The organism is Actinoplanes sp. NPDC051470 (assembly GCF_040682035.1).
Taxonomy (GTDB): domain Bacteria; phylum Actinomycetota; class Actinomycetes; order Mycobacteriales; family Micromonosporaceae; genus Actinoplanes.
Genome location: NZ_JBFBAA010000014.1, coordinates 185,772 through 211,690, shown reverse-complemented (window position 1 = coordinate 211,690; position 25,919 = coordinate 185,772). Strand labels below are relative to the sequence as shown.

Annotated in this window: 26 protein-coding genes; 12 read left to right on the top strand and 14 right to left on the bottom strand. The window is 71.9% G+C overall.

Annotated features, from left to right (window positions below; genetic code table 11):
- Window positions 1–30 precede the first annotated feature (30 nt).
- From AB0M54_RS25175 to AB0M54_RS25155, 5 genes are all read right to left on the bottom strand, one after another.
- Complete coding sequence (locus tag AB0M54_RS25175; protein WP_364474075.1) at window positions 31–1,257, bottom strand: WXG100 family type VII secretion target; 1,227 nt, start codon at window positions 1,255–1,257, stop codon at window positions 31–33.
- Window positions 1,257–1,604: a type VII secretion target gene (locus AB0M54_RS25170; RefSeq protein ID WP_364474073.1), complete on the bottom strand. Its 348-nt coding sequence runs from the start codon at window positions 1,602–1,604 to the stop codon at window positions 1,257–1,259. The genes AB0M54_RS25175 and AB0M54_RS25170 overlap by 1 nt, the downstream gene beginning before the upstream one ends.
- Complete coding sequence (locus AB0M54_RS25165) at window positions 1,597–1,962, bottom strand: YbaB/EbfC family DNA-binding protein (protein ID WP_364474071.1); 366 nt, start codon at window positions 1,960–1,962, stop codon at window positions 1,597–1,599. The genes AB0M54_RS25170 and AB0M54_RS25165 overlap by 8 nt, the downstream gene beginning before the upstream one ends.
- A 91-nt stretch (window positions 1,963–2,053) precedes the next feature.
- On the bottom strand, window positions 2,054–2,728 hold the full coding sequence (locus AB0M54_RS25160) for an activator of HSP90 ATPase (protein WP_364474070.1): 675 nt from the start codon (window positions 2,726–2,728) through the stop codon (window positions 2,054–2,056).
- A 27-nt stretch (window positions 2,729–2,755) separates the two neighbouring features.
- On the bottom strand, window positions 2,756–3,598 hold the full coding sequence (locus tag AB0M54_RS25155) for a bifunctional DNA primase/polymerase (RefSeq protein ID WP_364474068.1): 843 nt from the start codon (window positions 3,596–3,598) through the stop codon (window positions 2,756–2,758).
- A gap of 84 nt (window positions 3,599–3,682) precedes the next feature.
- Here AB0M54_RS25155 and AB0M54_RS25150 point away from each other — a divergent pair, with 84 nt between their 5' ends.
- Window positions 3,683–4,981, top strand: a complete 1,299-nt coding sequence (locus AB0M54_RS25150) for an AAA family ATPase (protein WP_364474097.1) — start codon at window positions 3,683–3,685, stop codon at window positions 4,979–4,981.
- Here the strand turns inward: AB0M54_RS25150 and AB0M54_RS25145 are convergent, their stop codons facing one another.
- The 4 genes from AB0M54_RS25145 to AB0M54_RS25130 form a co-directional block, all read right to left on the bottom strand.
- Complete coding sequence (locus tag AB0M54_RS25145) at window positions 4,982–5,539, bottom strand: hypothetical protein (RefSeq protein ID WP_364330393.1); 558 nt, start codon at window positions 5,537–5,539, stop codon at window positions 4,982–4,984.
- A gap of 4 nt (window positions 5,540–5,543) precedes the next feature.
- Complete coding sequence (locus AB0M54_RS25140) at window positions 5,544–6,956, bottom strand: hypothetical protein (RefSeq protein WP_364330396.1); 1,413 nt, start codon at window positions 6,954–6,956, stop codon at window positions 5,544–5,546.
- Window positions 6,953–7,999 (bottom strand): hypothetical protein, encoded by a 1,047-nt coding sequence (locus AB0M54_RS25135; RefSeq protein ID WP_364330522.1) that lies wholly within the window; start codon window positions 7,997–7,999, stop codon window positions 6,953–6,955. Before AB0M54_RS25135 ends, AB0M54_RS25140 begins: the two co-directional genes overlap by 4 nt.
- 77 nt (window positions 8,000–8,076) lie before the next feature.
- Window positions 8,077–8,781: a hypothetical protein gene (locus tag AB0M54_RS25130; protein WP_364474066.1), complete on the bottom strand. Its 705-nt coding sequence runs from the start codon at window positions 8,779–8,781 to the stop codon at window positions 8,077–8,079.
- Between the two features lie 152 nt (window positions 8,782–8,933).
- On the opposite strand from AB0M54_RS25130, the gene AB0M54_RS25125 reads away from it, so the two are divergent.
- Window positions 8,934–9,218 (top strand): DUF427 domain-containing protein, encoded by a 285-nt coding sequence (locus tag AB0M54_RS25125; protein WP_364330401.1) that lies wholly within the window; start codon window positions 8,934–8,936, stop codon window positions 9,216–9,218.
- Window positions 9,219–9,265: 47 nt separating this feature from the next.
- Here AB0M54_RS25125 and AB0M54_RS25120 read toward each other — a convergent pair whose 3' ends face one another.
- Together AB0M54_RS25120 and AB0M54_RS25115 are read right to left on the bottom strand one after the other, a co-directional pair.
- Entirely contained in the window at window positions 9,266–9,646 is a 381-nt protein-coding gene (locus AB0M54_RS25120; protein ID WP_364330404.1) for a hypothetical protein, read from the bottom strand.
- A gap of 61 nt (window positions 9,647–9,707) precedes the next feature.
- Window positions 9,708–10,187: a hypothetical protein gene (locus AB0M54_RS25115; RefSeq protein ID WP_364474064.1), complete on the bottom strand. Its 480-nt coding sequence runs from the start codon at window positions 10,185–10,187 to the stop codon at window positions 9,708–9,710.
- Between the two features lie 247 nt (window positions 10,188–10,434).
- Between AB0M54_RS25115 and fxsA the strand changes: the two genes are divergently transcribed.
- The 3 genes from fxsA (at window position 10,435) to AB0M54_RS25100 (ending at window position 13,907) form a co-directional block, all read left to right on the top strand.
- Window positions 10,435–10,620, top strand: coding sequence for an FxSxx-COOH cyclophane-containing RiPP peptide (fxsA, locus tag AB0M54_RS25110; protein WP_364330410.1), 186 nt, complete (start codon window positions 10,435–10,437; stop codon window positions 10,618–10,620).
- A 79-nt stretch (window positions 10,621–10,699) separates the two neighbouring features.
- Entirely contained in the window at window positions 10,700–12,187 is a 1,488-nt protein-coding gene (locus AB0M54_RS25105) for an HEXXH motif-containing putative peptide modification protein (RefSeq protein ID WP_364474062.1), read from the top strand.
- Between the two features lie 52 nt (window positions 12,188–12,239).
- Complete coding sequence (locus AB0M54_RS25100) at window positions 12,240–13,907, top strand: bifunctional diguanylate cyclase/phosphodiesterase (protein WP_364474061.1); 1,668 nt, start codon at window positions 12,240–12,242, stop codon at window positions 13,905–13,907.
- Here AB0M54_RS25100 and fxsT read toward each other — a convergent pair.
- Entirely contained in the window at window positions 13,893–16,310 is a 2,418-nt protein-coding gene (fxsT, locus tag AB0M54_RS25095; RefSeq protein ID WP_364474059.1) for an FxSxx-COOH system tetratricopeptide repeat protein, read from the bottom strand. The two genes, AB0M54_RS25100 and fxsT, sit on opposite strands and share 15 nt — an antisense overlap.
- A gap of 68 nt (window positions 16,311–16,378) precedes the next feature.
- Here fxsT and AB0M54_RS25090 point away from each other — a divergent pair, with 68 nt between their 5' ends.
- Together AB0M54_RS25090 and AB0M54_RS25085 are read left to right on the top strand one after the other, a co-directional pair.
- Window positions 16,379–16,681 (top strand): STAS domain-containing protein, encoded by a 303-nt coding sequence (locus AB0M54_RS25090; RefSeq protein ID WP_364474057.1) that lies wholly within the window; start codon window positions 16,379–16,381, stop codon window positions 16,679–16,681.
- A gap of 40 nt (window positions 16,682–16,721) precedes the next feature.
- Window positions 16,722–17,255: a GNAT family N-acetyltransferase gene (locus AB0M54_RS25085; RefSeq protein ID WP_364474095.1), complete on the top strand. Its 534-nt coding sequence runs from the start codon at window positions 16,722–16,724 to the stop codon at window positions 17,253–17,255.
- A gap of 80 nt (window positions 17,256–17,335) precedes the next feature.
- Here the strand turns inward: AB0M54_RS25085 and AB0M54_RS25080 are convergent, their stop codons facing one another.
- On the bottom strand, window positions 17,336–18,601 hold the full coding sequence (locus tag AB0M54_RS25080; protein WP_364474055.1) for an ATP-binding protein: 1,266 nt from the start codon (window positions 18,599–18,601) through the stop codon (window positions 17,336–17,338).
- A gap of 118 nt (window positions 18,602–18,719) precedes the next feature.
- Complete coding sequence (locus AB0M54_RS25075) at window positions 18,720–20,081, bottom strand: MFS transporter (protein WP_364474053.1); 1,362 nt, start codon at window positions 20,079–20,081, stop codon at window positions 18,720–18,722.
- A 19-nt stretch (window positions 20,082–20,100) separates the two neighbouring features.
- Between AB0M54_RS25075 and AB0M54_RS25070 the strand changes: the two genes are divergently transcribed.
- The 5 genes from AB0M54_RS25070 to AB0M54_RS25050 all read left to right on the top strand — a co-directional run bounded on the left by AB0M54_RS25070 (window position 20,101) and on the right by AB0M54_RS25050 (window position 25,883).
- Complete coding sequence (locus AB0M54_RS25070; protein WP_364474051.1) at window positions 20,101–21,081, top strand: helix-turn-helix domain-containing protein; 981 nt, start codon at window positions 20,101–20,103, stop codon at window positions 21,079–21,081.
- 49 nt (window positions 21,082–21,130) lie between these two features.
- A complete protein-coding gene (locus AB0M54_RS25065) occupies window positions 21,131–22,798 on the top strand; it encodes a GspE/PulE family protein (RefSeq protein ID WP_364330431.1) in 1,668 nt (555 codons plus the stop codon).
- A gap of 119 nt (window positions 22,799–22,917) precedes the next feature.
- Entirely contained in the window at window positions 22,918–24,048 is a 1,131-nt protein-coding gene (locus tag AB0M54_RS25060) for a type IV pilus twitching motility protein PilT (protein ID WP_364330530.1), read from the top strand.
- A 6-nt stretch (window positions 24,049–24,054) separates the two neighbouring features.
- Complete coding sequence (locus AB0M54_RS25055; RefSeq protein ID WP_364474049.1) at window positions 24,055–25,287, top strand: type II secretion system F family protein; 1,233 nt, start codon at window positions 24,055–24,057, stop codon at window positions 25,285–25,287.
- Between the two features lie 104 nt (window positions 25,288–25,391).
- Window positions 25,392–25,883, top strand: a complete 492-nt coding sequence (locus tag AB0M54_RS25050; protein WP_364330437.1) for a prepilin-type N-terminal cleavage/methylation domain-containing protein — start codon at window positions 25,392–25,394, stop codon at window positions 25,881–25,883.
- Window positions 25,884–25,919: the final 36 nt, after the last annotated feature.

Genomic DNA, 25,919 nt, shown 5'->3' with positions numbered 1-25,919 from the left:
TCCCACGACGACACGTGCCACACCCCCTCGTCACGGAAGCTCGATCATGGTGCCGTCGCCCAGAATGACACGGACCCGGTCGGGCATGGCGATGCCGTGCGCGGACTGCCGGCCGAGCGCGCGGGCATGGCCCAGCCTGGCCGTCTCCTCGGTCAGACCGACGGCTCGGCCGTCGATCACCACGTCGCCCCCGCCGGCGAACGCCACCTGCTTCCCGGCGTCGGTGATCCGGTGCGACACGGCCCCGCTCGACGCACTCTCCATGGTCTTGAACTCGGTCACCGTGCCGCCATCCCCGGGACCGGTGCGCACCATCGCATCCGGACTCTTGTCGCCTTCGACCTGACTGCGTACACGAGCGTGGACCATCTCGCCCTCAGCGGCGAGCCGCTCCGCCACCGCCGCCTCCTTCGGTTTGAAGCGTCCGTCCGGATCGCGAACGCCGGGTGCGAAGTCCTCGCCGAGTGGCGCCTTGTGCAGGCCACCGTCGAAGCCCGGATCGCCGGGACGCGGCCCCTTGGCTCCGCCCGACCCAGCGTCACCACCGAGCGTGCGCTTCAGGAAGTCGATCAACCCGCGTAACCGCTCACCGTCACCGATCAGCTTCCGCAGACTGGCCAACAGCCCTCGCAACCACCGAGCGATCCGCGCTCCCCACGCCGCGCAAAGGGTCGCCACCTGCTCGGCCACCAGCGGCGTCGCCAGCCCGCCCGTGGCGATCACCTCACCCGCGTACACCACCAGCCGCGACACCACGGTCGCCACCGCATCGCGGACCATCAGCCGAACCGTGCCGATCAGCGCCCCCGCACCTTCGGTGAGCAGCGCCATCGTCTCGGACGCCCGGCCCAGCGCCCGCAACGCCTGCTGCCGGCCCGAGGCCCAGCTCCGGTACGCGTCCCCCGCCGCGCCGGTCCACTCGGCGACCTCGTCCCGCACCGCCCGGCCGAGCGCCTCCGCCTCCCCGCCGAGCTTCGCCGCCACACCGCGCCACGCCTCCGCCTGCGCCGCGATCGCGACCGGGTCACCGGCCAGCCAGTCGAGCGCCTCAGAGAGCGGCTTGACGTGTTCGATCAGCCACGCGATGCCGTACTGGAGCAGCGCGCCGGCCGGATCCGACATCAGCGCGAGCCCGTCCAGCCCGGCGCTGACCACGCCGATCGTGCCGTCCACCCAGCTGCCGTCGCGCACACCCCGGGCGATCAGCTCGATGTCCTCGGCGATCCAGACACCGGCCCACGGACTCGGCTCGCTCATCAATCCGACCCGGCCGGCCCCACCGAGCGCGACCGGGACCACGTGCCCGCCGATCGCACCGCCGACGCGTTCCCGACATCTGCCGCCCGGTAGTCGGCGGCCGTCGCCCGCAGCCGGGAACCGGTGTCGCGCAACGACTCCGCCGCCGCGTCGATGCCGTCGACCAACGTGTCCCGCATGACGTTCAGCAACGCGGGCACCATCACGCAGAGCTGCCCGTACGCGTCATCGCCGACCCGCGTGGCCGCACCCGCCCGCGCCGCCGCGCCCACCTGCCCCGCGATCGTCTCCACGCGGCCGGCGTGGGCCACGAGGTCGCCCGGACGCACCCCGAACCGCTCAGACATCGCGCGCCGCGTACGCCCCGAGCACAGCCCGGCCGGTCTCCGAGTCGGCGCCGACCGTCTCCTCGGTGCACTCCGTGACGAGCGTGGCCAGCCTCGCCCGCGCCGCCCGCATGGTCTCGACGATCGCCGCCGCGGTCTGCGCCGCCGGCCGCTGCCGGATGCCCTCGGCCAGCTCGAGCGCGGTCACGCCGGTCGCGTTCACGGTCACCGTGATCAGCTTGTCGCGGCTCGCCGCCGATGCCGTCAGCCCGGTCAGCCGGGACGCCAGATCACGCGCCTCGGCCGCCCGTCTTTCCAGGCCGGCCTGCCACTCGTCCACCCGCCGCTCCGCGGCGTCCAGGTCGTCTCCGTCAAACATGCGCTCACGGTATTGAGCAACCATCCGACGTTCCGGTGCCCTGTGGACAGAAGCTGCCTGTGGACAACCCGCCCCCGCCGCGGGCGCCGTGCTATGCCGGGTCGGGCGAGCCGGCCACCGTGACCTTGGTGTTCTCGGCCGTGGCCGACCAGCGCTTGGCCCACCCGTCCCGGCAGGTCGCGAACTCCGCGTCGGACAGGCCATAGGTCGACACGATGACCTGCACGGCATTCGTCGTGGCGGAATCGAGCGGCCGGTTGCCCGCCGCCACGACCAGATGCCCATCGGGGTCGACGGTCCAGGCCACGCGGGCGCCGACCCGCTGCCAGTCCGTGTCGGCCAGGCCCAGGGCCTCGCGGCCGGTGCTCTCGCCGGTCAGGTAGATCGTCCGGCGTACACCCGGCGGGTGGTGTTCGAGCAGGAAGCGCAACTGCACCAGGAAGGCCTTCCAGCCCTCCTCGATCGCGTCGAAGTGGTCGGGCCCGGTCGCCGCCGGGCCCTCCCGCACCGCACGCACCACGCTGCCCGCGCCGTCCGCGACGATCTCCAGATAGGACCCGTCGGCCCAGCCCATCCGCTTCTCGCGGGCGACCTTGGTCACCGCTTTCACGAAGATCTGCTGGATCTCGGCGCCGAGCCCCACATAGTCCCAGCCGAACCACCGGTGCAGCACGGGCGGCTTGGTGACGGCCTCCCACACCCGGTCCCGACCGGCCCGGATCGGCATCTCGACCTCGTACGCCTTCAGTCTGCGCTCGTGAGTCACCCACCCATCCTGGCCAATCTCGATCGGTCACGCCACGCCGCGGCGGCCGGCGTCGATCGGCGAGCGCATCCCCGCCCGCAGCCCGGAACTGATCGTGGCCCGCGTCTCGACCCGCCCCAGGCCGCATCGCCACGCCGCCGTCCCCAGCTCGCGTCGCACGTCGGCCGCCGGCAGCAGCCCGGCGCCGACCAGCCGGCCCAGCCCGAACGCCGCCCGGTTGAGGGTGTCGTTGCGGGTGCCGATGGGAGCGTTGGCCACCCGCTCGACCGCCGCCGCCAGCGCCGCCTCGGCATAGCGTTCCGGGTGGCCGATCGCCTCGCCGGGCGGCTCGTAGGCCGGGCCCCGAACCAGATCGCGCAACGCCGCTGACGCCTCGGGCAGCGAGCCGCCCGGCCGCCGCAACCAGGTGTAGGCGGAGCCACTCGCGTGCCGCGACGGCGGCGCCACCACATAGCCACCGGCGCCACGCCAGTCGAGACCGGGCAACAGGCGCACCCGGTTCCCGTACCCCAGCGGCCGGAACCAGAAGTGCCAGCCGCCACCGCCCGTGCGGACCTGGGGACCCGGTGGCATCGCGCCGCCGAGGAGGTGGCGCAGCGCGTGCCACCCGGTCACCGAGTCGACGTCGGCGACATCCATCACCACGCCCGTGACCAGCCCGAGATTGGCTTGCGGCCAGCGCGAGAACCACAGCTCGATCTGGCGCGGGTCGGTGCTCGCGTCGCGCAGCCCGTGGCGCGGTAGCGGGTGCTTCCCGGGCCGGTCGCAACCGGGTCGGCCACATGAACAGCCTCCATCCGCGGCAGGGTTGTACACCGGCAGGACCGGGACGCCATGCCGGGCGTAAGCGAGAGCCGCGGTGAGGGACATTAGAACAAATGTACGACGCCGACAAGTTGTCCACAGGTCCAAGGGGAACTGTCGGACGTACGAGTTACGGTCTCGTCCGTGCCCATCGCAACGCTGCCCCTGAGCCCATCCGTCGAGGCCAACCAGGTCGTCGGCGCGGTCCTGGCCGACCTCGCCACCGGCGACCACCGCGGCGTGGTCGTCGACTCGCCACCCGGCGCCGGCAAGTCCACCCTGGTCGTCCGCGCGGCCGCCGAGCTGGCCGCGGCCGGTGAGCCGCTGATGATCGTGGCGCAGACCAACGAGCAGGTCGACGACCTCATCGACCGGCTCGGCGCCAGGTCGCCCGAGACCCCGGTCGGCCGGTTGTCGGCGGTCGACTACGCGCCATCCGACCGGGTCCGCGACCATCCGCGCTGCCGGGTGGGCGCCAAGGTCACCGACCTGGGCAGCCCGGCGGTGACGATCGGCACGGCCGCCAAGTGGGCCACGGTCACCGAGGGGCTGTGGCCGTGGGCGATCGTCGACGAGGCCTACCAGATGCGGTCCGACGCCCTGCTGAGGGTGGCGCCCCGGTTCGCGCGGGCCTTGTTCGTCGGCGACCCCGGCCAGCTCGACCCGTTCTCCACGGTCGACGTCGACCGGTGGACCGGCCTGTCGTGGGACCCGATGCAGAGCGCGGTCGCGGTGCTGCTGCGACACAATCCCGATCTTCCGGTGCACCGGCTGCCCGTCTCGTGGCGGCTGCCGGCGTCCGCGGCGCCCGTGGTGGCCGAGGCGTTCTACCCGTTCACCGGCTTCCGCTCGGGCACCGGGCCGGGCGACCGCACCCTGTCCTTCACCCGGCCGGCCTCGTCACCGCTCGACGAAGTGCTCGACACGGCCGCGGCGACCGGTTGGGGATTGCATGAGCTACCGGCCCGATTCACCGTGCGCACCGACGCCGAGGCCGCGGCCGCCTGCGCTCAGCTCGCCGCCCGGGCGTTGTCGCGCGACGGGCACACCGAGGCCGCTCCGGTGACGCCGGCCCGGGTGGCGATCGGGGCCGCCCACCGCGACCAGGCCGCCACGATCCGCGCGCTGCTCCCGCCCGAGGCCGCGGGGGTCACGGTCGACACCGCGAACCGGCTTCAGGGCCGCGAGTACGACCTGACGATCGTCCTGCACCCGCTGTCCGGCCGGCAGGACGCGACCGCCTTCCACCTGGAGTCCGGCCGGTTGTGTGTGCTCACCTCGAGACACCGCAACGCGTGCGTGGTCGTGGCCCGGGCCGGCATCGCCGACCTGCTCGACGCCCACCCCTCGACGGAGCCGGTCCACCTCAACGTCCCGGTCAAGTTCCCCGACGGCTGGGAGGCGAACCAGGCGATCCTGGCCCACCTCGCCGCCGTGGCGCGGGCCTGATCATGATGCTCGTGGCCGCGGCACCGTCGACCTCACCCGAACCCCGGTCTCGGTGATGGTCGCCGTCCACCGGCCGTCGCCGGAAACGATCGCCGCCTCGGGATCGCCACCGGCCACCGGGCGGGCGCCGTCGAAGCTCAGGCGGGTTGTCCGGGCCGTGCAGGCGTGGGGCGTCTGGTCGGTCAGCTCGCCTCGGCGCGACCAGATGCGCAGCGTGCCGTCGGTGCAGGCGGTGGCGATCCGGGTGCTGGTCTCGTCGATCGCCACGGCGGTCAGGTCGGCCGGGTGCTGGCGCTTGAGAATCAGGCGGCCGGTGCGCAGGTCGCGAACCTTCAGGTGCTCGCCGCCGACCGCGGCAAGCAGCGTGCCGTCGGGGGCGAAGGCGACCGCGCGAACCGGGCTGCCGAGCAGATCGTGCACGAAGTGGCGCAGCGGCCGGCCGGTGTCCACGCGCCACAGACCGACCAGGCCGTTCGAGCCGCCGATGGCGAGCAGGGTCGCGTCGGGGCTGAACGCCAGGCTCTCGCAGCGGCAGTCCTCGAAAGTGACGGCGAACACACCATCACTCAACCATCGCGCCGCCGTGAGTCCAAGGGGTCTGTGCCGGATCGGGGAAGGCGGCGCCGGGGCGGAAGGCCTCGCTGAGCGTCGTCAGCAGCAGGCGCTCGCCGACCGCGGGGACGCTGCCCGGCTCGGCCACCAGCTTGCGGCCCATGCCACCGGAGAGCTCCAGCAACACCTCGGCCCCGTCGGGCGTGTGCCTGACCGAGACGACCTTGGCCTTCTGGGCGGGCCGGGCCGGCGAGGTGAGCGTGGCGCCGGCCTCGACACGCACGGGCTCGGTGCTGGCGACCATGATCCGCGGCCGCAGCACCGGGCGCTTGCCGGTGTCGTCGACCCGGTCGTCCTTGGCCATCGTCACGACCGCGACGAAGGCCGCGCCGGTCAGCCGGTGCTCGGCCATCACCAGCGGATCGTCGAAGGCGCGCTGGACGGCGTAGCGGGTGGCCGCGTTCTCCAGGCGGTGCAGGCGCGACGCCGCGGCCACCGCCCCGTCCCGGCGGGGCTGGGGCGGGAGGCCCTCCTCGATCCCGGCGACGAAGGCGGAGTAGCTGTCCCGGTCGGCGTCCCAGCGCGAGGCCACCCGCGCGCCCGGCGGCAGGGCCCGGAGCAGCGACAGCGCGAGCCACATCTGATCCCACGTCGGCTGGAGCACGTCACGCAGCGCCTCGGTCAGGCCCGGCACGTCGTCCGCCTCCATCAGCGGCGCGAGCACCTTGTTGTCGAACTCGGGGTCGGTGGCCGGGCCGGCCGCAGCGCCCTCCGCGGCCCGGGCGGCATCCCGGCCCGACATCCCGCGGGGCGGGGAGATCCAGGCGAGCTGGGCGGCCAGTTGCGCGTCCTCGGCGCCGCTCTGCCCGGTGGCCCAGTGCAGTCCCAGCGCCTGCACGGCGTTGAGCAGCATCGACGCGCCGGGCACCTCGGCCGACTGGGCGAGGAAGGTGAGCCATCGCCCGAGCAACGGCACCCCCGGCGGCACCGGATAATCGCCGTCGATCTGCCGGAACCGGGTAGACCGGCCGAGCAGCCGGACGAAGTCGACGCCGCCGGTGTTCGGCACCCAGACCTGCGGGGCGTCGACGAAGCGGTACCGCACGTCCCGCCCGCGATCGACGGCGATCGGCTCGGCCATGCCGGTGAACGAGTCCAGGTAGGGCAGGAGCACCTCGGCCAGCTCGCCGGCGAAGCGGAAGCGCTGGTCCCGGTTGCGCGGCTGGGGCACGACGAGCAGGGTCGGCGACATCTGCGAGGCCCCGGCCAGGGCGGCCAGCGGCGCGTTGGCCTCGCCGGCCATGGCCAGCGGGACGAAGACGAACGGCCGCCGGTGCATGTGCAGGTGGCGCACGGTGGCGATCGGCTCGGCCTCACCCGAGGCGGCGGCCTGGGCCCGGGCCAGGGCGGTGAGCGTGCTCAATGGCCGAGTGCCTCGGCTCGCAGCCGTGCGGCGGTGCGGAGCAGGGCGGCCGCTTCCTCCTGGTCCTCGTTCGCCGGGCGGGCGCCGCCGGCCAGGGCCAGCGCCTCGGCCACCGTCGCGACGCCGCCGAGCGCGTCGCGGACCGGGCGGCCCAGGGCGGCCGTCGTTCCCGCGGCCTCGTGCCGGCAATAGGCGGCCAGCTCGCACGCGGAGAGACACTCCGGCGCATAGCGAGCCGACACCTGAGCCAGGCCGGCCGCCAGCGTCTCGGGCGGCAGCGCGAGGTCGAACGACACTCCCGGGGGAAGCGCGGCGACCAGCGACGCGGCCGAGGCCATGCGGGTGAGCTGGCGGCGGAGCGTGGCGAGTTGCTTGCGCACGTCGAGCACGACCGCCACCGGGCTGAACGAGAAGTTCTCCGGGCAGACCAGCACGACCTCGTGACTGACCAGGTCCGGGTCCTGACCGAGCGAGGAGAGGAGGTCGCGAAGGGCGAGCACATAAACAGCGGCCTGGGTGGCCGCGGCGGAGACCTTCGCGCTGTCCGCCTGGCCGTCGATGATCGAGAACGACTTGATCTCGACGACCTGGAGGCGGCCGGCCCGCTGGAAGGCGATCAGGTCCGGTTCGAGGAAGACGGTCTGGCCGGCCACCTGCAGCGTGAGCAGGGGGTGGTCGATCAGGGCGGCGCCGGCCGCGTCGCCGAGCAGCGCCCGGGTGCGGGCGTGTCGCTGGGCGAGCGTCTCGTCGGCGTCGGCGCCCAGGTCGTCGTAGCCGACCTTGAGCGACGGAAAGCCGAGCGCGGTGAGCAGCAACGCGCCGTCGTCGGCCTTGAGCATGGCCTCGAAGCCGTTGCCGCGGGCCAGCGCGAACCGGGACTGGCCGAACTGGCCGGGGAAGCCGACCCGCTCGGCGAGCCGGGGCTTGTCGATGCCGGCCGCGTCCAGCACGGCGCGCCGGTTGCAGCCGGGGTTGCCGGTGAGCGCGGCGATCGTGCGGGCGTTGTGCCGTTTCCGGGGCGACGAGCCACGGAGCTGCTCGATGGCGGGGTCGGTCGAGGTGGCGGCGCCCTGCCGCTGGATCTCGGGCTTCGGCGCCGGCGGGCGCGCTCGGGTGTCGGTCACGCGCCGCCCCGCTGGTGCGGCACCGACGGGACGCCGAAGAGGCGGCGGTGCTCGTCAAGGTGGTCGGCACGCGCGAGGGCGGCGGTGCGGGCCGGCTCTTCGGCAGCGGCGGCCGCGGCCAGGGCGGGGTCGTCCAGGGCGGCGCGCGCGGCCTCGGCGAGGTCAAGTGCCTCGGGACCGCCGGGCACCTCCAGGGCGAGGCGTTGCAGCAGCTCACGGGCGCTGGCACCGGGGCGGGCGGCGGCGAACTCGGCGATCCGCGCGGTCGCGACCAGGGCATGGGCGCGCGCGACGGCCGGCGTGATCAGCCGCTCGTCGAGCGACCAGGTCGACAGCGTGACGGTCCCCCCCGCCGGCGCGAGATCCGGGTGCAGAGCAGGACAGATGAGGTACGGGCGCAGCACAGTCCCGCCGTCGAACCCGGCCGAGTGCGTGGGCACGGCCGTAGCGGAACCATCCGGCCCGGCGGGTGATTCCGCGCGGGCGAAGAGACCGGAATCAAGCCCGGACGACGGGTCGGGGCCGGCTGCGAAGCGTTCGTCGTCGCGCATCAGGGCGGCCAGCGCCGGAACCGACAGGTCGCCGTCGAAGAAGGCCGCGTGCACGTCGACCACCAGCCGGGCCGGCGCGGGCACGCCCAGCAGGAGCAGAGCGTGCCGCGCCTGCTCTCGCAGGCCGGGCAGCGTGCTCTGGCGGGTCATCTCGGCAGCCTTCGTCGGGGGGTACGCCGGTCGACACTAGATCTTCGCGCACCGGACCGCCAATGTCCGTGCGACGCACCGCGATTCACCCCGCGGAGCTGAATAGACCCCGCATATCGGACCGCGGGCGTCGCACGCGCTACGTTCGAGCCATGCCGAAGGCCATCTGGAACGACGAGATCATCGCCGAGAGCGACGACACCGTGGTTGTCGAGGGCAACTACTACTTCCCGCGCAGCTCGCTTCGGGAAGACGTGGTTCGCCTCTCCGACACGCACACCGTCTGCCCGTGGAAGGGCAAGGCGTCCTACTACACGCTCGAGTCGGGCGACCACGTCACGCCGGACGCGGTCTGGTTCTACCCCGAGCCGAAGCCCGACGCCACGGCCGTTCGTGACCGGGTCGCCTTCTGGAAGGACGTCAAGGTCGTCGCCTGACGACCTTCGGCAGACCCGCCCTTGGACAACAACGACCGGAGGCCCGCTCACGCTATGCGCGGGTGGGCCTCCTCGATCTTGGTCACCTCGAGATAGTCGAGCATGTCCTTCTGCTCGGCCAGATCCAGCGCGTAGAAGGCCTCGTACGCCGAATTCCGCGCGTGTGGCGTCTCGGCCGCGAGCAGCGCGATGATTCCCGACCAGGCCAGTGACACCCGGTCGAAGAGCCGCGCCGCCCGCAGCGACGTCAGGCGGCTGAGCATCGCCACCTTCGTCGCCGCATCGTCGTCGTGGGCGATCCGGTCGGACAGCTCGAAGAGCGCCTTGCCCCGGTACGGATGTTCCGACTCGATCAGCCGGGCCAGCTCCGCGTTGTTCATGTGCTCGACCGGCGGCGCCGGTCCACGGCTCGGCAGCGGTGTGCTCACTGCTTCCCGTCCCCTCTCACGATGTTCCTCCCCCTGGACACCGACCGTATCGGTCGGAAGCTCAACGTGCTCGGCTGTCGCGCCCGCTCTCGAAGCCGTTGCCGGGCACCTGATGGGGCAGCGACGGCTGGTTGCGGAAGGTCGGGAACGGCTTGGCCGGGGGCATCACCGGCGCGGCCGGGCCGTCGTCGGGGACCGCCGGGAACCTCTGCGAGAAGCTCTCCAGGACGGCGCGTCCCGTTTCTGACTCGGGCCCGACGGTCTCGTTCACCGCCACCTCGACCTGCTCGGCCAGCCCGGCCTGGGCCCGGCGGATGGTCCGCAGGATCTCGGTGGCGAGCCCGGCGTCGGGCAGCTCGAGCGTGGTGATGGCGCCACCGCTGTCGACCCCGACCCGGATCACGCCGTCACCGCCGGTAGCCGAGGCGGACAGCCGGGCCACCCGGTCGGCCAGCGTGGCCGTCGCCTCCGCGCGCCCGGAAGGCGGCGAGTTCCAGGAACGCTCCGCCGCCTCCACGTCGTCCAGATTGCGACCAAGCACAGTTTTGTCCTCCGTTGCCGACTTTCTTCTGTGTTGGCGTCCTATGAGATCACGGACGCGCAACTCAGCGTGACCCGGTGTGCGGGCGCGCCACGAGGTCACCCGACCTGGCGACCGTCTCGTAATGTATGCGTGGTTTCACATCCACATTCGAGGCGCTCGATCTGAGGCCGAATTCGAAACCAGTCCGGGCGATACATTAACGGTTGCCGGTGGGCAAACATCCCGACCGGCAGGAGGAGCCGCGTTGACCGACGAGGAATACCCCGCGCAATGGCGGTCGGAGATGGTCGATGTCTCCGGGCTGACGCTGACGGAACTCGCCGACCTCACCCAACGTGACGACTCGGTTCTGAGCCGTACGCTTCGCCGCCTGTCCCACGACCTGACCGACCCGGACGAGCCGATCGCCGGCTTCAACTCGGCGCTCTGACGTGCGGAGGCACGCTCTCACCGACCGCGATTTCGCAGCGTTGGGAGCGGGCCGGCCGTCACCATCCGTCATCGATGAGTTGCGGCGTGGTCAGCACGGCCGGAATCTCCTGCTGCTGCGCGCGCTGCCCGGCGACCACGGCGCCGAGGCCGATCTCACCGATCCCCTGTTCGGCGCCTGGGCCGCCGCCCGCCTCCGCGACCGCGTCACCGGCCCGCCGCCGGCCGATCGCCCCGACGTCAGATTTCTGACCGCCGAGCACGACACCATCAGCTTTTCGGTACGCCTGGAGGACCGCGACGACCGCCGAGGCCTGCTGGGCCTCACGCCGTCCGCGCCGCTGACCGACGCCGAGGCCGCGCACTGGCAGGAGTGCTTCACCGACGCGTGGCGCCTGCTGGTCACCCGGCACCGGGCCGCCGCGCTGCTGCTGGCCGACGTGCTGACCTGCGTCGTCCCGGTCGAGTCGGACGCGGGCGCGGCCGGGATCAGCGCGACGTCGGCCGACGCCTTCGGTGCGGTCGCGATGTCCCGCCCGGCCGACGCCACCGGCCTCGCGGTCGGCCTGCTGCACGAGGCGCAACACAGTGTGCTGAACGCCACCTCGTACCTCTTCGACCTGCACCTCGACCCGCGCGACCGGGGCTATTCGCCGTGGCGGGACGACCCGCGCCCGGCCTCCGGCGTGCTGCACGGCGCGTACGCCTATCTGGCCGTGACCCGCTTCTGGCGCACCGAGGCCGGCACGACCGGCGACCCGCTGGCGACCTTCGAGTTCTGCCGCTGGCGCGAGGCCGTGGCCGGCACCGCCGAACGCCTGCTCAGCACCGGCCGCCTCACCGCCGCCGGCCGCCGCTTCACCGGCGCGCTGCTCGACGAGGTCCGCCCGTGGCCGGCCGAGCCCGCCGACCCGCGCATCGTCCACCTGGCTCGCCTGGCCAACGACGACCACTACGTCCGCTGGCGCCTGCGCAACCTGCGGCCCGACCCCAGCCCCCTGGTGGCCGCCTTCCACCGTGGCGACCCGCCCCCACCCCCGACGTCCCAGCTGCGGACGGACAGCCGCCGCGCCCTCTCCCACTCGCCCCGCCTCAAGGCGATCCACGACCTGCTCCGCCGCGGCGAAGTGGTCGCGAGGTTGTCCACAGGCGCGCCGGCGCCCGACAGCCCTGTGGACAACTCCGCGGAACTGTCGGACCCACGCGCTACGTTGCCGCCCACCCAGAGGGGTGGGGGAGGTGGCGGTGGCCGCGCCGATTTCAAGATCGAGAGGAGCGGGGGAGACGGCGGTAGCCGCACCGACTTCACGATCGAGAGGGACCATGAGCGCGGCGCGCGCCACCCGAGCTCCGAGCAGACACGCGAAAGTCGCCTCGCGGCCGTCGAGGCCGCTCTGCTCGCGGGTGATTACGGGACAGTTCGGCGCGCGTACACGGGCAAAGATCTTGATCTTGAATTGACGCCGTTGATCATCGCGGGTGGGGTGGGTGCGCGGGCCGAGGATGTTGCCGCGCTGGTGCGGGCCGGGTGTGCGCCGGGCCGGGTGATCGAGTGGATTGTCGGCTGACATCTCTCAGGTGAGCGCGACCGGGACCGATCTGGTCGCCTGGAGGTGAGCCATGGGGCAGAGCACGGGTATGAACCGGGTCCGGCGGGTGGTCGACGCCGCGATGGTCTTCGGCTCGTTGCTGGTGCTCACGTGGCCGGTGCTGTTCGCCGAGCGCACCAACCTGGCCGTACCGGTCGGTGTCGTGGCGTTCCTCGGGATCGGCGTGATTCTGCTGGCCGAGCGGTGGCCGCTGCTCCAGTACGCCCCGATCGCGTCCGCGGTGATCTGCGCCGGCTGGTGGCACTATCGGGACGGCGCGATCACGCCGGAGCTGACCGGGCTGCTCATCGCCGTGTCGGCGGTCATCCTGGTCCGGCAGTTCCTCGGCGCCCGCACCAACGACCGGCTGATGCGCGACCTCACCAAGCAGCGCGCGATCCTGACCCGGCAGGCCTACTTCGACCCGCTGACCGCGCTGGGCAACCGCAAGCTCTTCATGAACCACGCCACCGACGCGCTGTCCGACGCCGACGACACGATCACCGCGATGATCCTGGTCGACCTGGACGGCTTCAAGGAGATCAACGACACGTACGGCCACGCGGCCGGCGACGAGCTGCTGGTGAGGACGGCCGAGCGGCTCAACGCGAATGTTCGGGGCAACGACACCGTGTCCCGGCTGGGCGGCGACGAGTTCGTGGTGCTGCTCCCCCGGCTGGCCGACGACACCATCGCCGACACCGTGGCCAACCGGATCCTGCGTGACCTGGCCGTGCCGCTGACCGTCGGCGACACCGTGCTCAGCATCCAGGCCAGCGCCGGCATCGCCTTCGCCCGGGGCGGCGGGTGGGCCGTGGACGCGGTCATGCGTGACGCCGACGTGGCCCTCTACCAGGCCAAGGCGGACGGCAAGGGTGTCGCCCGGCGGTTCGACCCGGCCCAGTTCGCGATCGCCGAGCAGCAGCGCCGGGACGAGGCCGAGCTGCGCCGCGCCGTGGACGAGCACGAGTTCGAGGTGCACTACCAGCCGATCGTCGACCTCGACGGCGAGCACACGGTCGGCGTGGAGGCCCTGGTCCGCTGGCGGCACCCGTCGCGTGGCCTGCTCGCCCCGGCCGCGTTCCTGGATCTCGCCGAGGAGATCGGGCTGCTGCCGCGGCTCGGCGGCTGGGTGCTCGCCGAAGCCTGCGAGCAGGCCGCCGCGTGGCAGCAGGCAAATCCCGGCTTCGAGCTGAACGTCAACCTCTCCGCCTCCCAGCTCGGCCAGCCCGACCTGATCGACGAGGTGCGCGGTGTGCTGGAGCGCACCGGCCTGCCCCCGCACCTGCTGGTGCTGGAGCTGACCGAGTCGGTCGCGCTGACCGACCTGGCCGAGTCGGCCCGGGTGCTGGGCGCGCTCAAGACCCTCGGCGTACGCATCGCGCTGGACGACTTCGGCACCGGCTTCTCGTCGCTCAGCCACCTGGGCGCGCTGCCGGTGGACGTGGTGAAGATCGACCGCTCGTTCGTGGCCACGATGCAGGACACGGCCGGCGCCTCGGTGGCCGAGGCGGTGCTCCAGATCGCCCGCACCTTCGACCTGTCCCCGGTCGCCGAGGGCGTCGAGGACGCGTTGCAGGCGGCCCGGCTGCGCGAGCTCGACTGCGGGCAGGCGCAGGGCTACCACTTCGCCCGCCCGATGCCGGCCGCCGACCTCACCGCGCTGCTGACCCGCCAGGAAGCCCTACAGGGGCGGTAGGTCGATCTCGGTCTCCAGTCGCAGGCCGGCGGCGGCGCGGGCCAGGATCGGATGATTCTCCCCGTACGCCTTCGTCAGCGCCGTCATCTCCTGTTCCTGGGCGGTCTCGTCACCCGCGTCCAGCGCCACGTTCCAAGCGCAGGCGGCGGTGTCCGGATGGTCCGGGCCGCGCACCGTACGGGAGCGCATCAGCGTGTCCGCCGCGATCTCCCGCGCCTGCTGCCCCTCGCCGGTCTGCAACAGGTCGGCGACCATGCCGTTGGCACAGGACAGCGTGAACGGGTGGTCGGGCCCGACGCTGCGCCGCAGCCCGACCAGCGCCTCGGTGTCGATCGTGCGCGCCTCCGGGAACCGGCCGGTCGCCCGCACCACGCCGGCCAGGTTGGCCGACGCGGCCAGGGTGAACGGGTGGTCGTCGCCGAGCACCGCGTGGTAGCGGGCCACCACCCGTTCCAGCAGCCGGTGGGCCCCGTCCAGGTCGCCGTCGGCCCGGGCGCAGTTGGCCAGGCCGACGATCGCGCCGAGCGTTTCCACGTTCAGGTCGCCGAACCGCTGCCGGAACCGGTTCACGTTGGCCTCGGCCAGCTTGCGGGCGTGCGCGAGGCCGCGGCGGCGGGCGGCCAGCGCCACGAACCGGCGCAGCAGCAGCACCATCGGATGGTCGGCGTCCAGGGTGTGCGGCAGGACCAGGATCTCGGCCGCGCCACCGAAGTCGCCCATCCCGATCAGGTCGAAGGCCAGCGCGCCCCGCGACGAGATGATCTCCGGGTGGCTCTCGGCCAGCACCGCCGAGCGGTGCTTGAGGGTCTGCTCGTCGAGCGCCTTGGCCCCCCGGAAGTCGCCGAGCAGCCGCAGGTCGGCGGCCAGGTTGTTGGCGCAGCGCAGGGCGGTCGGATAGCTGTCGCCGTAGAGCCGGCGGTAGCGCACCAGGTTGTCCGTGTCGAGCAGCCGGGCCTGTTCGAAGTGGCCCTGCATGCGCAGGTCGGCGCCCACGCTGTTGGCCGTGGCCAGGGTGGTCTCGTCGTCGCCGCCGAGCGCCTCGCGCTGCAGCCGCAGCGTCTGCGAGTTGAGCGTGCGGGCGTCCGGGATCCGGCCCACCGCCCGCAGCGCGTTGGCCAGGTGGAAGGAGACCAGCAGGGTCTGCTCGTCGGCCTCGCCCACGGTTTCCCGCCACCGGGTGACCGCCTGGGTGGCGAGGTCGCGGCTGGAGTCGTAGTCGCCGCTCGCGTACAGATAGCGGACGCAGTGCACGACCAGCTGGCGGGACTCCTCGGAGGATCCGCCCAGGGCGTCCGAGTGCACCAGGTGCGGGACGATCTCGGCGTACCGCGGCCAGGCCGTGGGCGTGTCCGGGTCGCCCGGGTCGGCGGAGGCCAGCATCCCGCGGACGGCCCGGAGCTGCGCGGCGTGCCGGTCCGAGCTGAGCTCCTGGCTGAGCATGCCGCGGATCAGCGGGTGCACGAGCAGGCGTTCGCCGGACGGGTCGAGGTCGGCCAGCCCGTACCGGCCGATCAGCCGCATCGCGGCCCGCAGCCGGCGCTCCAGCCGGATCGTCGGCGCCAGTTCCTCGGGCAGCTCGCGCCCGCGCGCCGCCCAGAGCAGCTGCCACGAGACCGGCGCGCTGGCCAGGAACGCGCACAGCTCCAGCAGCTGGGCGGCCGGCGCCGAGGCGGCCCGCAGCGCGTCGGTGGCCAGGCCCCAGGCCACCCGGATCGGGGTCGGGAAGGCCAGTTCGGCGGCGCGCTGGTCGTACCTTCGCAGGTATTCCGCTGTGGACCAGCCGGCCGCCACCCGCACCGCGGCCGCCTGGTGCAACGCCATCGGCACGTCCTGGAGCCGGTCGGCCAGGCGCTCGGCGTCGGCCACGGAGGCCTCGGGCAGGCGCCGGCGGAGGAAGTCCACACTGTCGGCCCGGTCGAACACCGGCACCGGCACCGCCTGCGCGATCTCCGACGTCCAGCGCGGGTTGCGCGAGGTGACCAGCACGTGACCGGCGCCGCTGGGCAGGTACGGCTTGATGTCCTCGGGCCGGTTGGCGTTCTCGAAGACGACCAGCCAGTTCCGGTACGGCTCGCCTCGGCTCAGCGCGTCGCGCACCGCGCCCAGGGTGCGGTTGATGTCGCGGGCCTCGGGCAGGCCCAGCCGCTGCGCCAGCCCGACCAGCGAGGCGCGCATCCCGGCGGTCTGCTCCGCGGGAATCCACCAGACAAGGTCGTACGTGTCGGCGTACCGGTAGGCATACTCAATCGCGAGCTGGGTTCGTCCCGTGCCGCCAAGCTGGTGCTCCGGCGCCGGCAGCAGCGCCACGGGACCGTTGCCGAGCAGGCCGCGAACATCGCTGAGCAGGTCTTCCCGCCCGGCAAAACGCGGGTTGCGCGGTGGCAGTCCACCACGGATAGGCACGGCAGCCCCTCTCGCACAGGAATATTGTCACTACGAAAGGTAAGGCCTCTCCGTTGTCCGAGGAAGTAGTGGCCAGACTGGACCGTACGACCGACACCGTGACCGTGGTCCTGACCGGCGAGGTCGACGTGCTCACCGTCGACCAGGTGCGGTCGGCTCTGGCCGAGGCGATCGCCGCCCTCCCCCGCTCGATGACCGTCGATCTGTCCGACTTGTCGTTCATCGACTCCACCGGTCTGGGCGCCCTGGTCTTCGGCTTCCAGCGGGCCCGGGACGCCGGCATCACGTTCCGGCTGTCCCGCCCCACCTCCGGTGTTCGTCAGATCCTGGTGGTCAGCGGCCTGCTCGAGGTCGTCGAGCTGGAGGACTGACGTGCCGTCCCTCGTCGACCCGGTCGTCCGCCCCGGCACGATGAAGTCCCGCCTCCAGCCCGACATCCACGGCGCCGGCCTCACCCTGCGCCCCTGGCTCCCGTCCGACCGCGCCACCGTGGTCGGCGCCTACACCGATCCCGGCATCCGCCAGTGGCACGCCCGCTCGATGACCAACGAGGAGGCCACCGACTGGATCGCCCACTGGCCCGGCCGCTGGCGAGCCGAGTCCGGCGCCGGCTGGGCCATCCTCGACGAGGGCAAGGTGGCCGGCCAGATCAGCCTGCGCCGCCTCAACCTGCCCCTGGGCCTGGGCGAGGTGTCCTACTGGGTTCTCCCCGCCGCCCGCGGCCGCCGCATCGCCCCTCGAGCCCTGGTCACCGTGTCCACCTGGGCCTTCGAAACCCTGGGCCTGCACCGCATCGAGGTCGCCCACTCGACCGTCAACCAGCCGTCCTGCCGGGTGGCCACGACCGCGGGTTTCGCCCTGGAGGGCACCAAGCGCGCCGAGATGCGGCACGCCGACGGCTGGCACGACATGCACCTCCACGCCAAACTCTCCACCGACCCTTAAATCAAGATCAAATTCTGGATTTTCCCACGTCCGTCGTGGTCCAGACCGCTTGCTCCCGCGGGCTCCAGGTCCGTGCGTGGTCAGGCCGCCACAGGCGGCAGACCCACTTCCCAGAGCGCGCTGACCGGCACGGCCCGCAGCTTCTCACCGAACGGCAGGGTCGACGTGCCGGTGTGGAGCACCACGCCGGCGACGAAGTCGTCGCCGAGACGGCCGGCCAGCCGGCGCAGGCCGCGGAAGTCGTCCGGCCCGACGGTCGTGGCCGCCTTGACCTCGATGCCGACGACCTGCCCGGACCGGTTCTCCAGAACGGCGTCGACCTCGAACTTGCTGTGGTCGCGGTAGTGCGACAGGTCGACGGCCGACGCCGACCAGGTGAGCTGGCGGGCAAGCTCGGAGATGACGAAGGACTCGAGCAGCGGCCCGAACGGCGCCCCGGGCCGGAGCAGGGCGCGGGCGTCCACACCGACCTCGTTGGCGGCGATGCCCGAGTCGACGAACACCAGCTTCGGAGCGGCGGTGGCCCGGGTGCCGAGATTGCGGGACCAGCCGGGAATCCGCTTGATGAGGAAGATCTCTTCCAACGCCTGGAGGTAGCGCGCGATCGTCGACCGGCTCAGGCCCAGTGCCGACTCGAGCGCGTTGGCCGCGATGATCGTCGCCGACCGGGCCGCGAGCAGCCGCACGAGCTTGCGCAGCTCGCCCTTGTGGTGGATGTCGGACAGCTGCCGGACATCGCGCTCGATGAGCGACTGCACGTAGGCGTCGAGGAATCGCCGCCGGCGCTTGGCGTCGTCGCGGGACGTGGCCTCCGGCAGGCCGCCGCGCACGATGCGGGCGGCGTAGCCGGCTCGCGTGACCGTCGACTCATGCCGGAGTTCGGGTCCGAGCGTGAAGATGGCGTCGACGAAGCCGTCCGGCTGGCCATCGAGCTCGCCCTGGGAGAACGGCCAGAGCTCGACGGTCTCCATCCGGCCGGGCAGGGCATCCGGAGCGGCGACCATCCCGAACAACCGCGACGAGCCGGTGAGCAGGAACCGGCCGGGCCGCGGATCGGCGTCGACCGACGCCTTGATGGCGAGGAGCAGGTCGGGGGCTCGCTGGATCTCGTCGATCGCCAGGAGCTCGGCGGAGTCGACGAAGCCGACCGGGTCGGCCAGAGCGGCGGCACGGTCCTGAGCTCGGTCGAGGTCACGCCGCTCGGCCACGCGGTCCCCGGCGACCACTCGCACCAGAGTGCTCTTGCCGGCCTGACGCGCCCCGCTCACCAGAACGACACGTGTGTCGGCCAGGGCGGCGGCAATCTGCGACTCGACGCGGCGAGGGAGGAGATCAAGCGTGGACACACCCGATCCTAACTGTCGCGACCGCCAAACTTTACATATGCGGCGGCGTAACTCTACATATGCGGCGGCCTGATGCTACATATGCGGCGGGACGGCGCTCGATCTGCGGCGCCGTTTCTCAGGCCGGCTTGGCCGGGACGGCCAGGCCGATGCCCGGGGCGACCGGCTTGAGGTGGCGGCCGGCCAGGAGGGCGAGGCTCAGCAGGGCGGCGAGGATGGCCAGGGCGCCGGCGCCGTACCAGGCCAGGTCGTAGTCGCCGAGGCGGTCGCGGAGGGTGCCGGCCACGACGGCGGCGATGGCCGCGCCGACCTGGTGCGAGGCGAAGACCCAGCCGAAGACCACGGCGCCCCGGTCGCCGAAGTACTCGCGGCAGAGGGTGACGGTCGGCGGGACGGTGGCCACCCAGTCCAGGCCGTAGAACAGGATGAACACCACCATGCTGGGGTGGGCGGTGGCCGCGAACAGGGACGGCAGCACCAGCAGGGACAGGCCGCGCAGGGCGTAGTAGCCGCCGAGCAGCAGGCGGCTGTCGACGCGGTCGGTGAGCCAGCCCGAGGCGATGGTGCCGACGATGTCGAAGAAGCCGACCAGGGCGAGCAGGCCGGCGGCGGTCGTCACGGCCATGCCGTGGTCGTGGGCGGCGGGGATGAAGTGGGTGCCGACCAGGCCGTTGGTGGTGGCGCCGCAGATCGCGAAGCCGCCGGCCAGCAACCAGAACGGGCCGGTGCGGGCGGCCTGGGTGAGGGCGCTCAGGGCATTGCGGGCGGCGTTACCGGCGGGCGCGGCCGGCGGCGGCGAGGCGGACGCGGGCGGAGGCGGCGGGGCGACCGCACCGTAGGCGAGGACGCCCAGCTCGGACGGGCGGTCGCGCAGGCGCCAGACGACCAGCGGCACGACGGCCAGCGCGGCGAACGAGACGGTCAGGGCGGCGGTACGCCAGCCGCTGTGCGCCGACAGGTTGGCCAGGACCGGCAGGAAGATCAGCTGGCCGGCCGCGCCGCCCGCGGTGAGGATGCCGGTGACCAGGCCGCGGTGCTTGACGAACCAGCGGCCGGTGATGGTGGCCACGAAGGCCAGGGCCATCGAGCCGGTGCCCAGGCCGACGAGCACGCCCCAGCAGAGGATCAGCTGCCAGCTCGTGGTCATGAAGACGGTCAGCCCGGAACCGGCCGAGACCAGGAGCAGCGCGAACGTCACCACGCGCCGGATGCCGAACTGTTCCATCAGGGCGGCGGCGAACGGCGCGGTCAGGCCGTAGAGCAGCAGGTTCACCGAGACGGCGGCCGAGATCGTGCCCAGCGACCAGCCGAACTCGTCGTGCAGCGGGGTGAGCAGCACGGACGGGGTGGCGCGGAAGCCGGCCGCGCCGACCAGCGCGACGAACGCCACGACGCCGACGAGCCAGGCGGGATGGATACGACGAGTCACCAGGGAAGTCTGCGGAACCCGGCGACCAAAGACGAGTGGCCCGGAGGACATCATGCGCAAGAATCAGGCCATGACTCGTCATCATGTCGCCGTCCTCGCCCTCGACCAGGCCGTCACCTTCGATCTGGGCGTGCCCGGCCAGGTGTTCACGTCGGCCCGGGACGACCAAGGTCAAAGTCACTATTCGGTACGCGTGTGCGCGCCGCACCCGATCCGGACGACGGCCGGCTTCACCGTGACGGCCGACCACGGGCTCGAGGCGCTGGACGACGCCGACACGGTGCTCGTCCCGGGCGTCGGCCGGTCGTCCGATCCGGTGGAGCGCGGCTTTGTCGCACCTGAGGTGGCCGAGGCGCTCCGGAAGGCGTACGAGCGCAAGGCCCGGATCGTGTCCGTCTGCACCGGCGCGTCCGTGCTGGCCGCGGCCGGCCTGCTCGACGACCGCCCGGCCGCCAGCCATTGGGCCTACGCGGACCGGCTGCGAGAGCACTACCCGCGCGTCAAATGGGACTTCGACGCGCTGTTCCGGGACGACGGCGACGTGCTCACCTCGGCCGGGGTCGCCGCCGGCATCGACCTCTGCCTGCACATCGTCCGAAGCGACCAGGGTAGCGAGGTGGCCAACCGGGCGGCCCGCAGTTGCGTGGTGCCGGCCTTCCGGGACGGCGGGCAGGCCCAGTTCATCGAGCGCCCGGTGCCGGTCACCGCGGGCGCCGGCACCGCGCGCACCCGGGAGTGGGTGACCGGACGGCTCGGCGAGACGGTCGCCCTGGAGGAGATGGCGGGCCACGCGCGGATGAGCGTGCGCACGTTCACCCGCCGCTTCCGGGAGGAGACCGGACTGAGCCCGGCCCGATGGCTGCTCCAGCAGCGGGTGGCGCACGCCCGGCTGCTGCTGGAGTCGACCGACCTGCCGATCGACGTGGTGGCCCGGCGCGCGGGGCTGGGCAGCGCCTCCGCCCTGCGGCAGCATCTGCACACCGCGATCGGTGTGTCGCCCTCGGCGTACCGCCGGACGTTCCGGCTATCCACCACGCAAACGTCCGAATAACGGCAAGATTGAGCTAAGTACGCCGTATCGGCCGCCCGAAAAGGATGTCGTGGATCAGACCTTTCGCCCGCTGCTCGACGCCCTGAAGCAGATCGGCGTCGACCCCGTGGCGGTGGACGCCGCCGCGGAGGAGGCCCAGCGGAGCGGCCGGTCGGTGCGCGCGGTCCTGATCAACGACCAGGTGGTCACCGAGGAGCAGCTGACCGAGGCGGCGGCCAAGGCGTTCGGCATCAACACGCTCGACCTGGTCGGCTACAGCCCGGACCCGGTCGCGCTCAAGCGGATCCCGCTGCCGGTGGTGCTGCGGCACCGCGTGCTCGGCCTGTCGATGACCGACGGCGAGATCGTGGTCGGCGTGACCGACCCGGGTGACGTGGTCGCGCTGGACGACGTCCGGGCCGCGACCGGCCTGACCGTCCGGCCGGTGGTGGTGGCCCGCAGCGAGGTCCGGCGGATCATCGAGCGGCTCCAGCGCGAGGACAGCGACCTCGGCGACCTGGGCGACAACCTGCAGGACGACGCGGCCGGGATGGCCGCGCAGGCGGCCGGGGCCGACGACGTCCCGATCGTCCGGTACGTGAACAACCTGATCGAGCAGGCCGTCCAGAACCGCGCGTCCGACCTGCACCTGGAGCCCACCGAGGACGACATGCGGGTGCGCTACCGGATCGACGGCGTGCTGCACGAGGTGGACACGGTCCCGCGCAACGTCATGGCGGCGCTGATCTCGCGGCTGAAGATCATGTCGGGCGTCGACATCACCGAGAAACGCATCCCGCAGAACGGCCGGATCACCGCCCTGATCCGGGACCGGACGGTCGACCTGCGGACCGCGACGCTGCCCACCGTGTGGGGCGAGAAGATCGTGCTCCGGGTCCTGGACACCGGCGGCATCGACCTCGACCTGGCCAAGCTCGGGTTCACCGAGCACAACCTGAGCCGGTTCGCCGAGTCGTTCACCAAGCCGCACGGCATGCTGCTGGTCACCGGGCCGACCGGATCCGGCAAGTCGACCACGCTGTACGCGACCCTGGGCAAGATCAGCCGCCCCGAGGTGAACGTGATCACCGTGGAGGACCCGGTCGAGTACCGGCTCCGCGGCGTCAACCAGGTGCAGGTGAACGCCAAGGCCGGCCTGACCTTCGCCGCGGTGCTGCCGGCCATCCTGCGGTCCGACCCGGACGTCGTGCTGATCGGTGAGATCCGGGACGGCAACACCGCCCAGATCGCGGTCGAGGCGTCGCTCACCGGTCACCTGGTGCTCTCCACGCTGCACACCAACGACGCGCCGGGCGCGGTCACCCGGCTCACCGAGATGGGCATCGAGCCGTTCCTGGTCGGCTCGTCGCTGGACTGCGTGCTGGCCCAGCGGCTCGCGCGCCGGCTCTGCGACTGGTGCAAGGAGGCGTACTACCCGACCGAGGAGGAGCTGGTCGGCGCGCGCTGGCCGTTCCAGGACCTCAAGGTGCCGGACACCCTGTACCGCCCGGTCGGCTGCCGGAACTGCGCCAACACCGGCTACCGCGGCCGGATCGCGCTGCACGAGGTGATGCCGGTGTCGGCCGAGATCGAGTCGCTGACCATCCGGCGGGCGTCGTCCAACGAGATCCGCGAGGTCGCGGTCAGCCAGGGCATGTACGACCTCCGCGCCGACGGCCTGGCCAAGGCGTCGGGCGGCCTGACCAGCGTGCGCGAAGTCTCCCGCGTCGCGATCTGACGACGTTACCCGCTCGCTCCCGGTACCGCGCAAAAACGGCGGAATAGCTCCTAAACCTCGGTTCGGCCGTGCCGAATGAGGGGGGCGTCAGAACCCGCGAGAGATTGTCGGTGCCGCACATGTACCAGCTCGACCACGACGTGCCCCAGCAGGCGGCACCGGTGGACGCCGTGCCGGCGGACGACCTGGCCGTGCTCGACCAGATGCTCGTCACGCTGGTCGAGTCGCGTGGTTCCGACCTCCACCTGACGGTCGGCTCGCCGCCGATGATCCGGGTCGACGGCAGTCTGCGCCCGCTCCCCGGCTACGGCAAGCTCAACTCGGCCGACACCGCGCTGCTGGCCCGGGCCGCGGTCAACGCCGAACAGTGGGAGACCTTCCAGCGCGAGCACGAGATGGACTTCGCGCACAGCATCGTCGGCGTCTCCCGGTTCCGTGGCAACCTCTACATCCAGCGCAACTCGTGCGGCGCCGTCTTCCGGGCCATCCCGCACAAGATCAAGCCGCTGGACGAGCTGGGCATGCCCGATTCGGTGTCCCGCTTCGCCCATCTGCCGCGGGGCTTGGTGCTGGTCACCGGACCGACCGGTTCGGGCAAGACCACCACTCTGGCCTCGTTGCTCGACCTAGCCAACCGCAGCCGCGCCGCGCACATCATCACCATCGAGGACCCGATCGAGTTCCTCCACCCGCACAAGCGCAGCGTGGTGAACCAGCGCGAGGTCGGCACCGACACCGAGACCTTCGCCCAGGCCCTGAAGCACGCGCTGCGGCAGGACCCGGACATCATCCTGGTCGGTGAGCTCCGTGACCTGGAGACCACCGCGACCGCGCTGACCGCGGCCGAGACCGGTCACCTGGTGCTGGCCACCCTGCACACGCAGAGCGCCACGCAGACCATCGACCGCGTCATCGACATCTTCCCCCCGCACCAGCAGTTGCAGATCCGGGCCCAGCTCGCGGCGTCGCTCCAGGGTGTGGTCACCCAGGCCCTGGCGCCGAAGGCGGACGGCAAGGGCCGCGTGGTGGTCAGCGAGATCCTCACCGCCACGCCGGCCATCCGGAGCCTGATCCGCGAGGGCAAGTCCCACCAGATCCCGTCGTTCATGCAGGCCGGCGGCAGCGACGGGATGTTGTCCTTCGATCAGCACCTGGCCGAGCGCGTCCGGGAGGGGCTGGTCTCGATGCCGCACGCCCTGGAGATCTGCCACTCCCAGGAAGAACTCAAGCGCCTCATCGGACGGATGTGATCCGAAGTGCCCGCCACCAAGACGTTCCACTACAACAGCATCGACGCGACCGGGCGTAAGACGAAGGGCACGGTCGAGGCGGCCAACGAGGCCGCGGCGATGCACATGCTCAAGACCCGCGGCGAGGTCCCGCTCGAGCTGAGCGTGGCCGGCCAGGGCCTGAACATGGATCTGAAGATCCCCGGCCTGGGTGGCAAGACCAAGCTCAAGGACCTGGCGGTCTTCGCACGCCAGTTCGCGACCATGACCGCTTCCGGCATGTCATTGCTGCGGTCGCTGTCGATCCTGGAGGAGCAGACCTCGGCGCCGGCCTTGAAGAAGGCGGTCGCCGAGGTCCGCAACGACGTGGCCGGCGGTGTCTCGCTGTCGTCGGCGATGTCCAAGCACGACCGGCAGTTCCCCCGCCTGATGGTCGCCATGGTGCGGGCCGGCGAGGCGGGCGGCATGATCGACAAGGCTCTCGAGCAGATCGCGGACAGCCTGGAGAAGGACGCGGCGCTCCGCGGCAAGATCAAGAGCGCGCTGACCTATCCGGCGATCGTGCTGAGCTTCACGTTCGTCCTCATCGCCCTGGTCCTGATCTTCATCGTCCCGATCTTCGAGGCGATGTTCAAGAGCCTCGGTGGCGAGCTGCCGGGGATCACCCAGTTCCTGGTCGACACGAGCCACAACATGTGGTGGATCGGCCCGCTCTTCCTGATCATCACGATCGGCGGCTCGACGATCTTCAAACGCCGGCTGCGGTCGAGTGCGGAGTTCCGGTTGGGCTTCGACCGCTTCAAGCTCAAGATGCCGGTCTTCGGGCCGCTGCTGCGCAAGCTGGCGATGAGCCGCTTCTCGCGGAGCCTGGGTCTGCTGCTGAACGTCGGCGTGCCGGTCATGCAGGCGCTGTCGGTGGTCGGCGAGACCACCGGCAACGAGGTGATCAACGCCGCGATGAAGGACGTCCAGGCCGCCGTCCGCGAGGGCCAGCCGATGTCGTCCGCGCTGCGCCACCACAAGATTTTCCCCGAGATGGTCACACAGATGATCGAAGTGGGCGAAGAAAGCGGCCAAATCAGTCAGATGCTGGACAAGGTTGCCGATTTCTATGACAGGGAAGTCGACAGCGCCGCCGAGTCCCTGACCGCCTCGATCGAACCGATCATGGTCCTCGTCATGGGAGCCGTGGTCGGCGGAATGGTGATCTGTCTCTACCTTCCGATGTTCACCATCTACCAGAACATCCAGAGCAACTGACGCGCTGGAGCAGTGAAACGACCGGTCCCTCCGGTCGACGTCGGGCACCCGAGCCCGGAAGGTTTATCCCCGCCCACCCTGACGCCACACTGGAGGCACCCCCAATGCAGGACATCATCACCCGGCTGCGCGCCAAGAAGGACGACGACGGCTTCACGCTCATCGAGCTCCTGGTCGTCGTGGTCATCATCGGCGTGCTGGTCGCGATCGCCGTGCCGGTCTACCTGAACTACCGCCAGGGCGCGGCCGACAAGTCGGCCCAGTCGGACGTTCGCGGCGCCATCTCGGCCGTCGAGCAGTGGTACACGGACAACAACAACACGTACCCGGCCGGCCCGACCGCCAAGCAGAGCACCACGTACAACCTGAGCACCACCACCGCTGCCGGCGCCGCCGGCGCCGCCGGCAAGGTCACGTTGTCGGACAAGACCGAGATGGTGTACATCCCGCCGTCGGGCACGGTCACCTCGTACAAGCTCTGCGCCACCAACACCGGCGGCAGCGGCAAGTACTACATCTACGACAGCGCGTCGGGCGGTTCGGTGAAGTCGGCCACCACCATCACCGCAACGAACTTCACCACCTGCGGCCCCTGACCCGGCACGCCGCCGACGGCGTCCATCCACCCAACG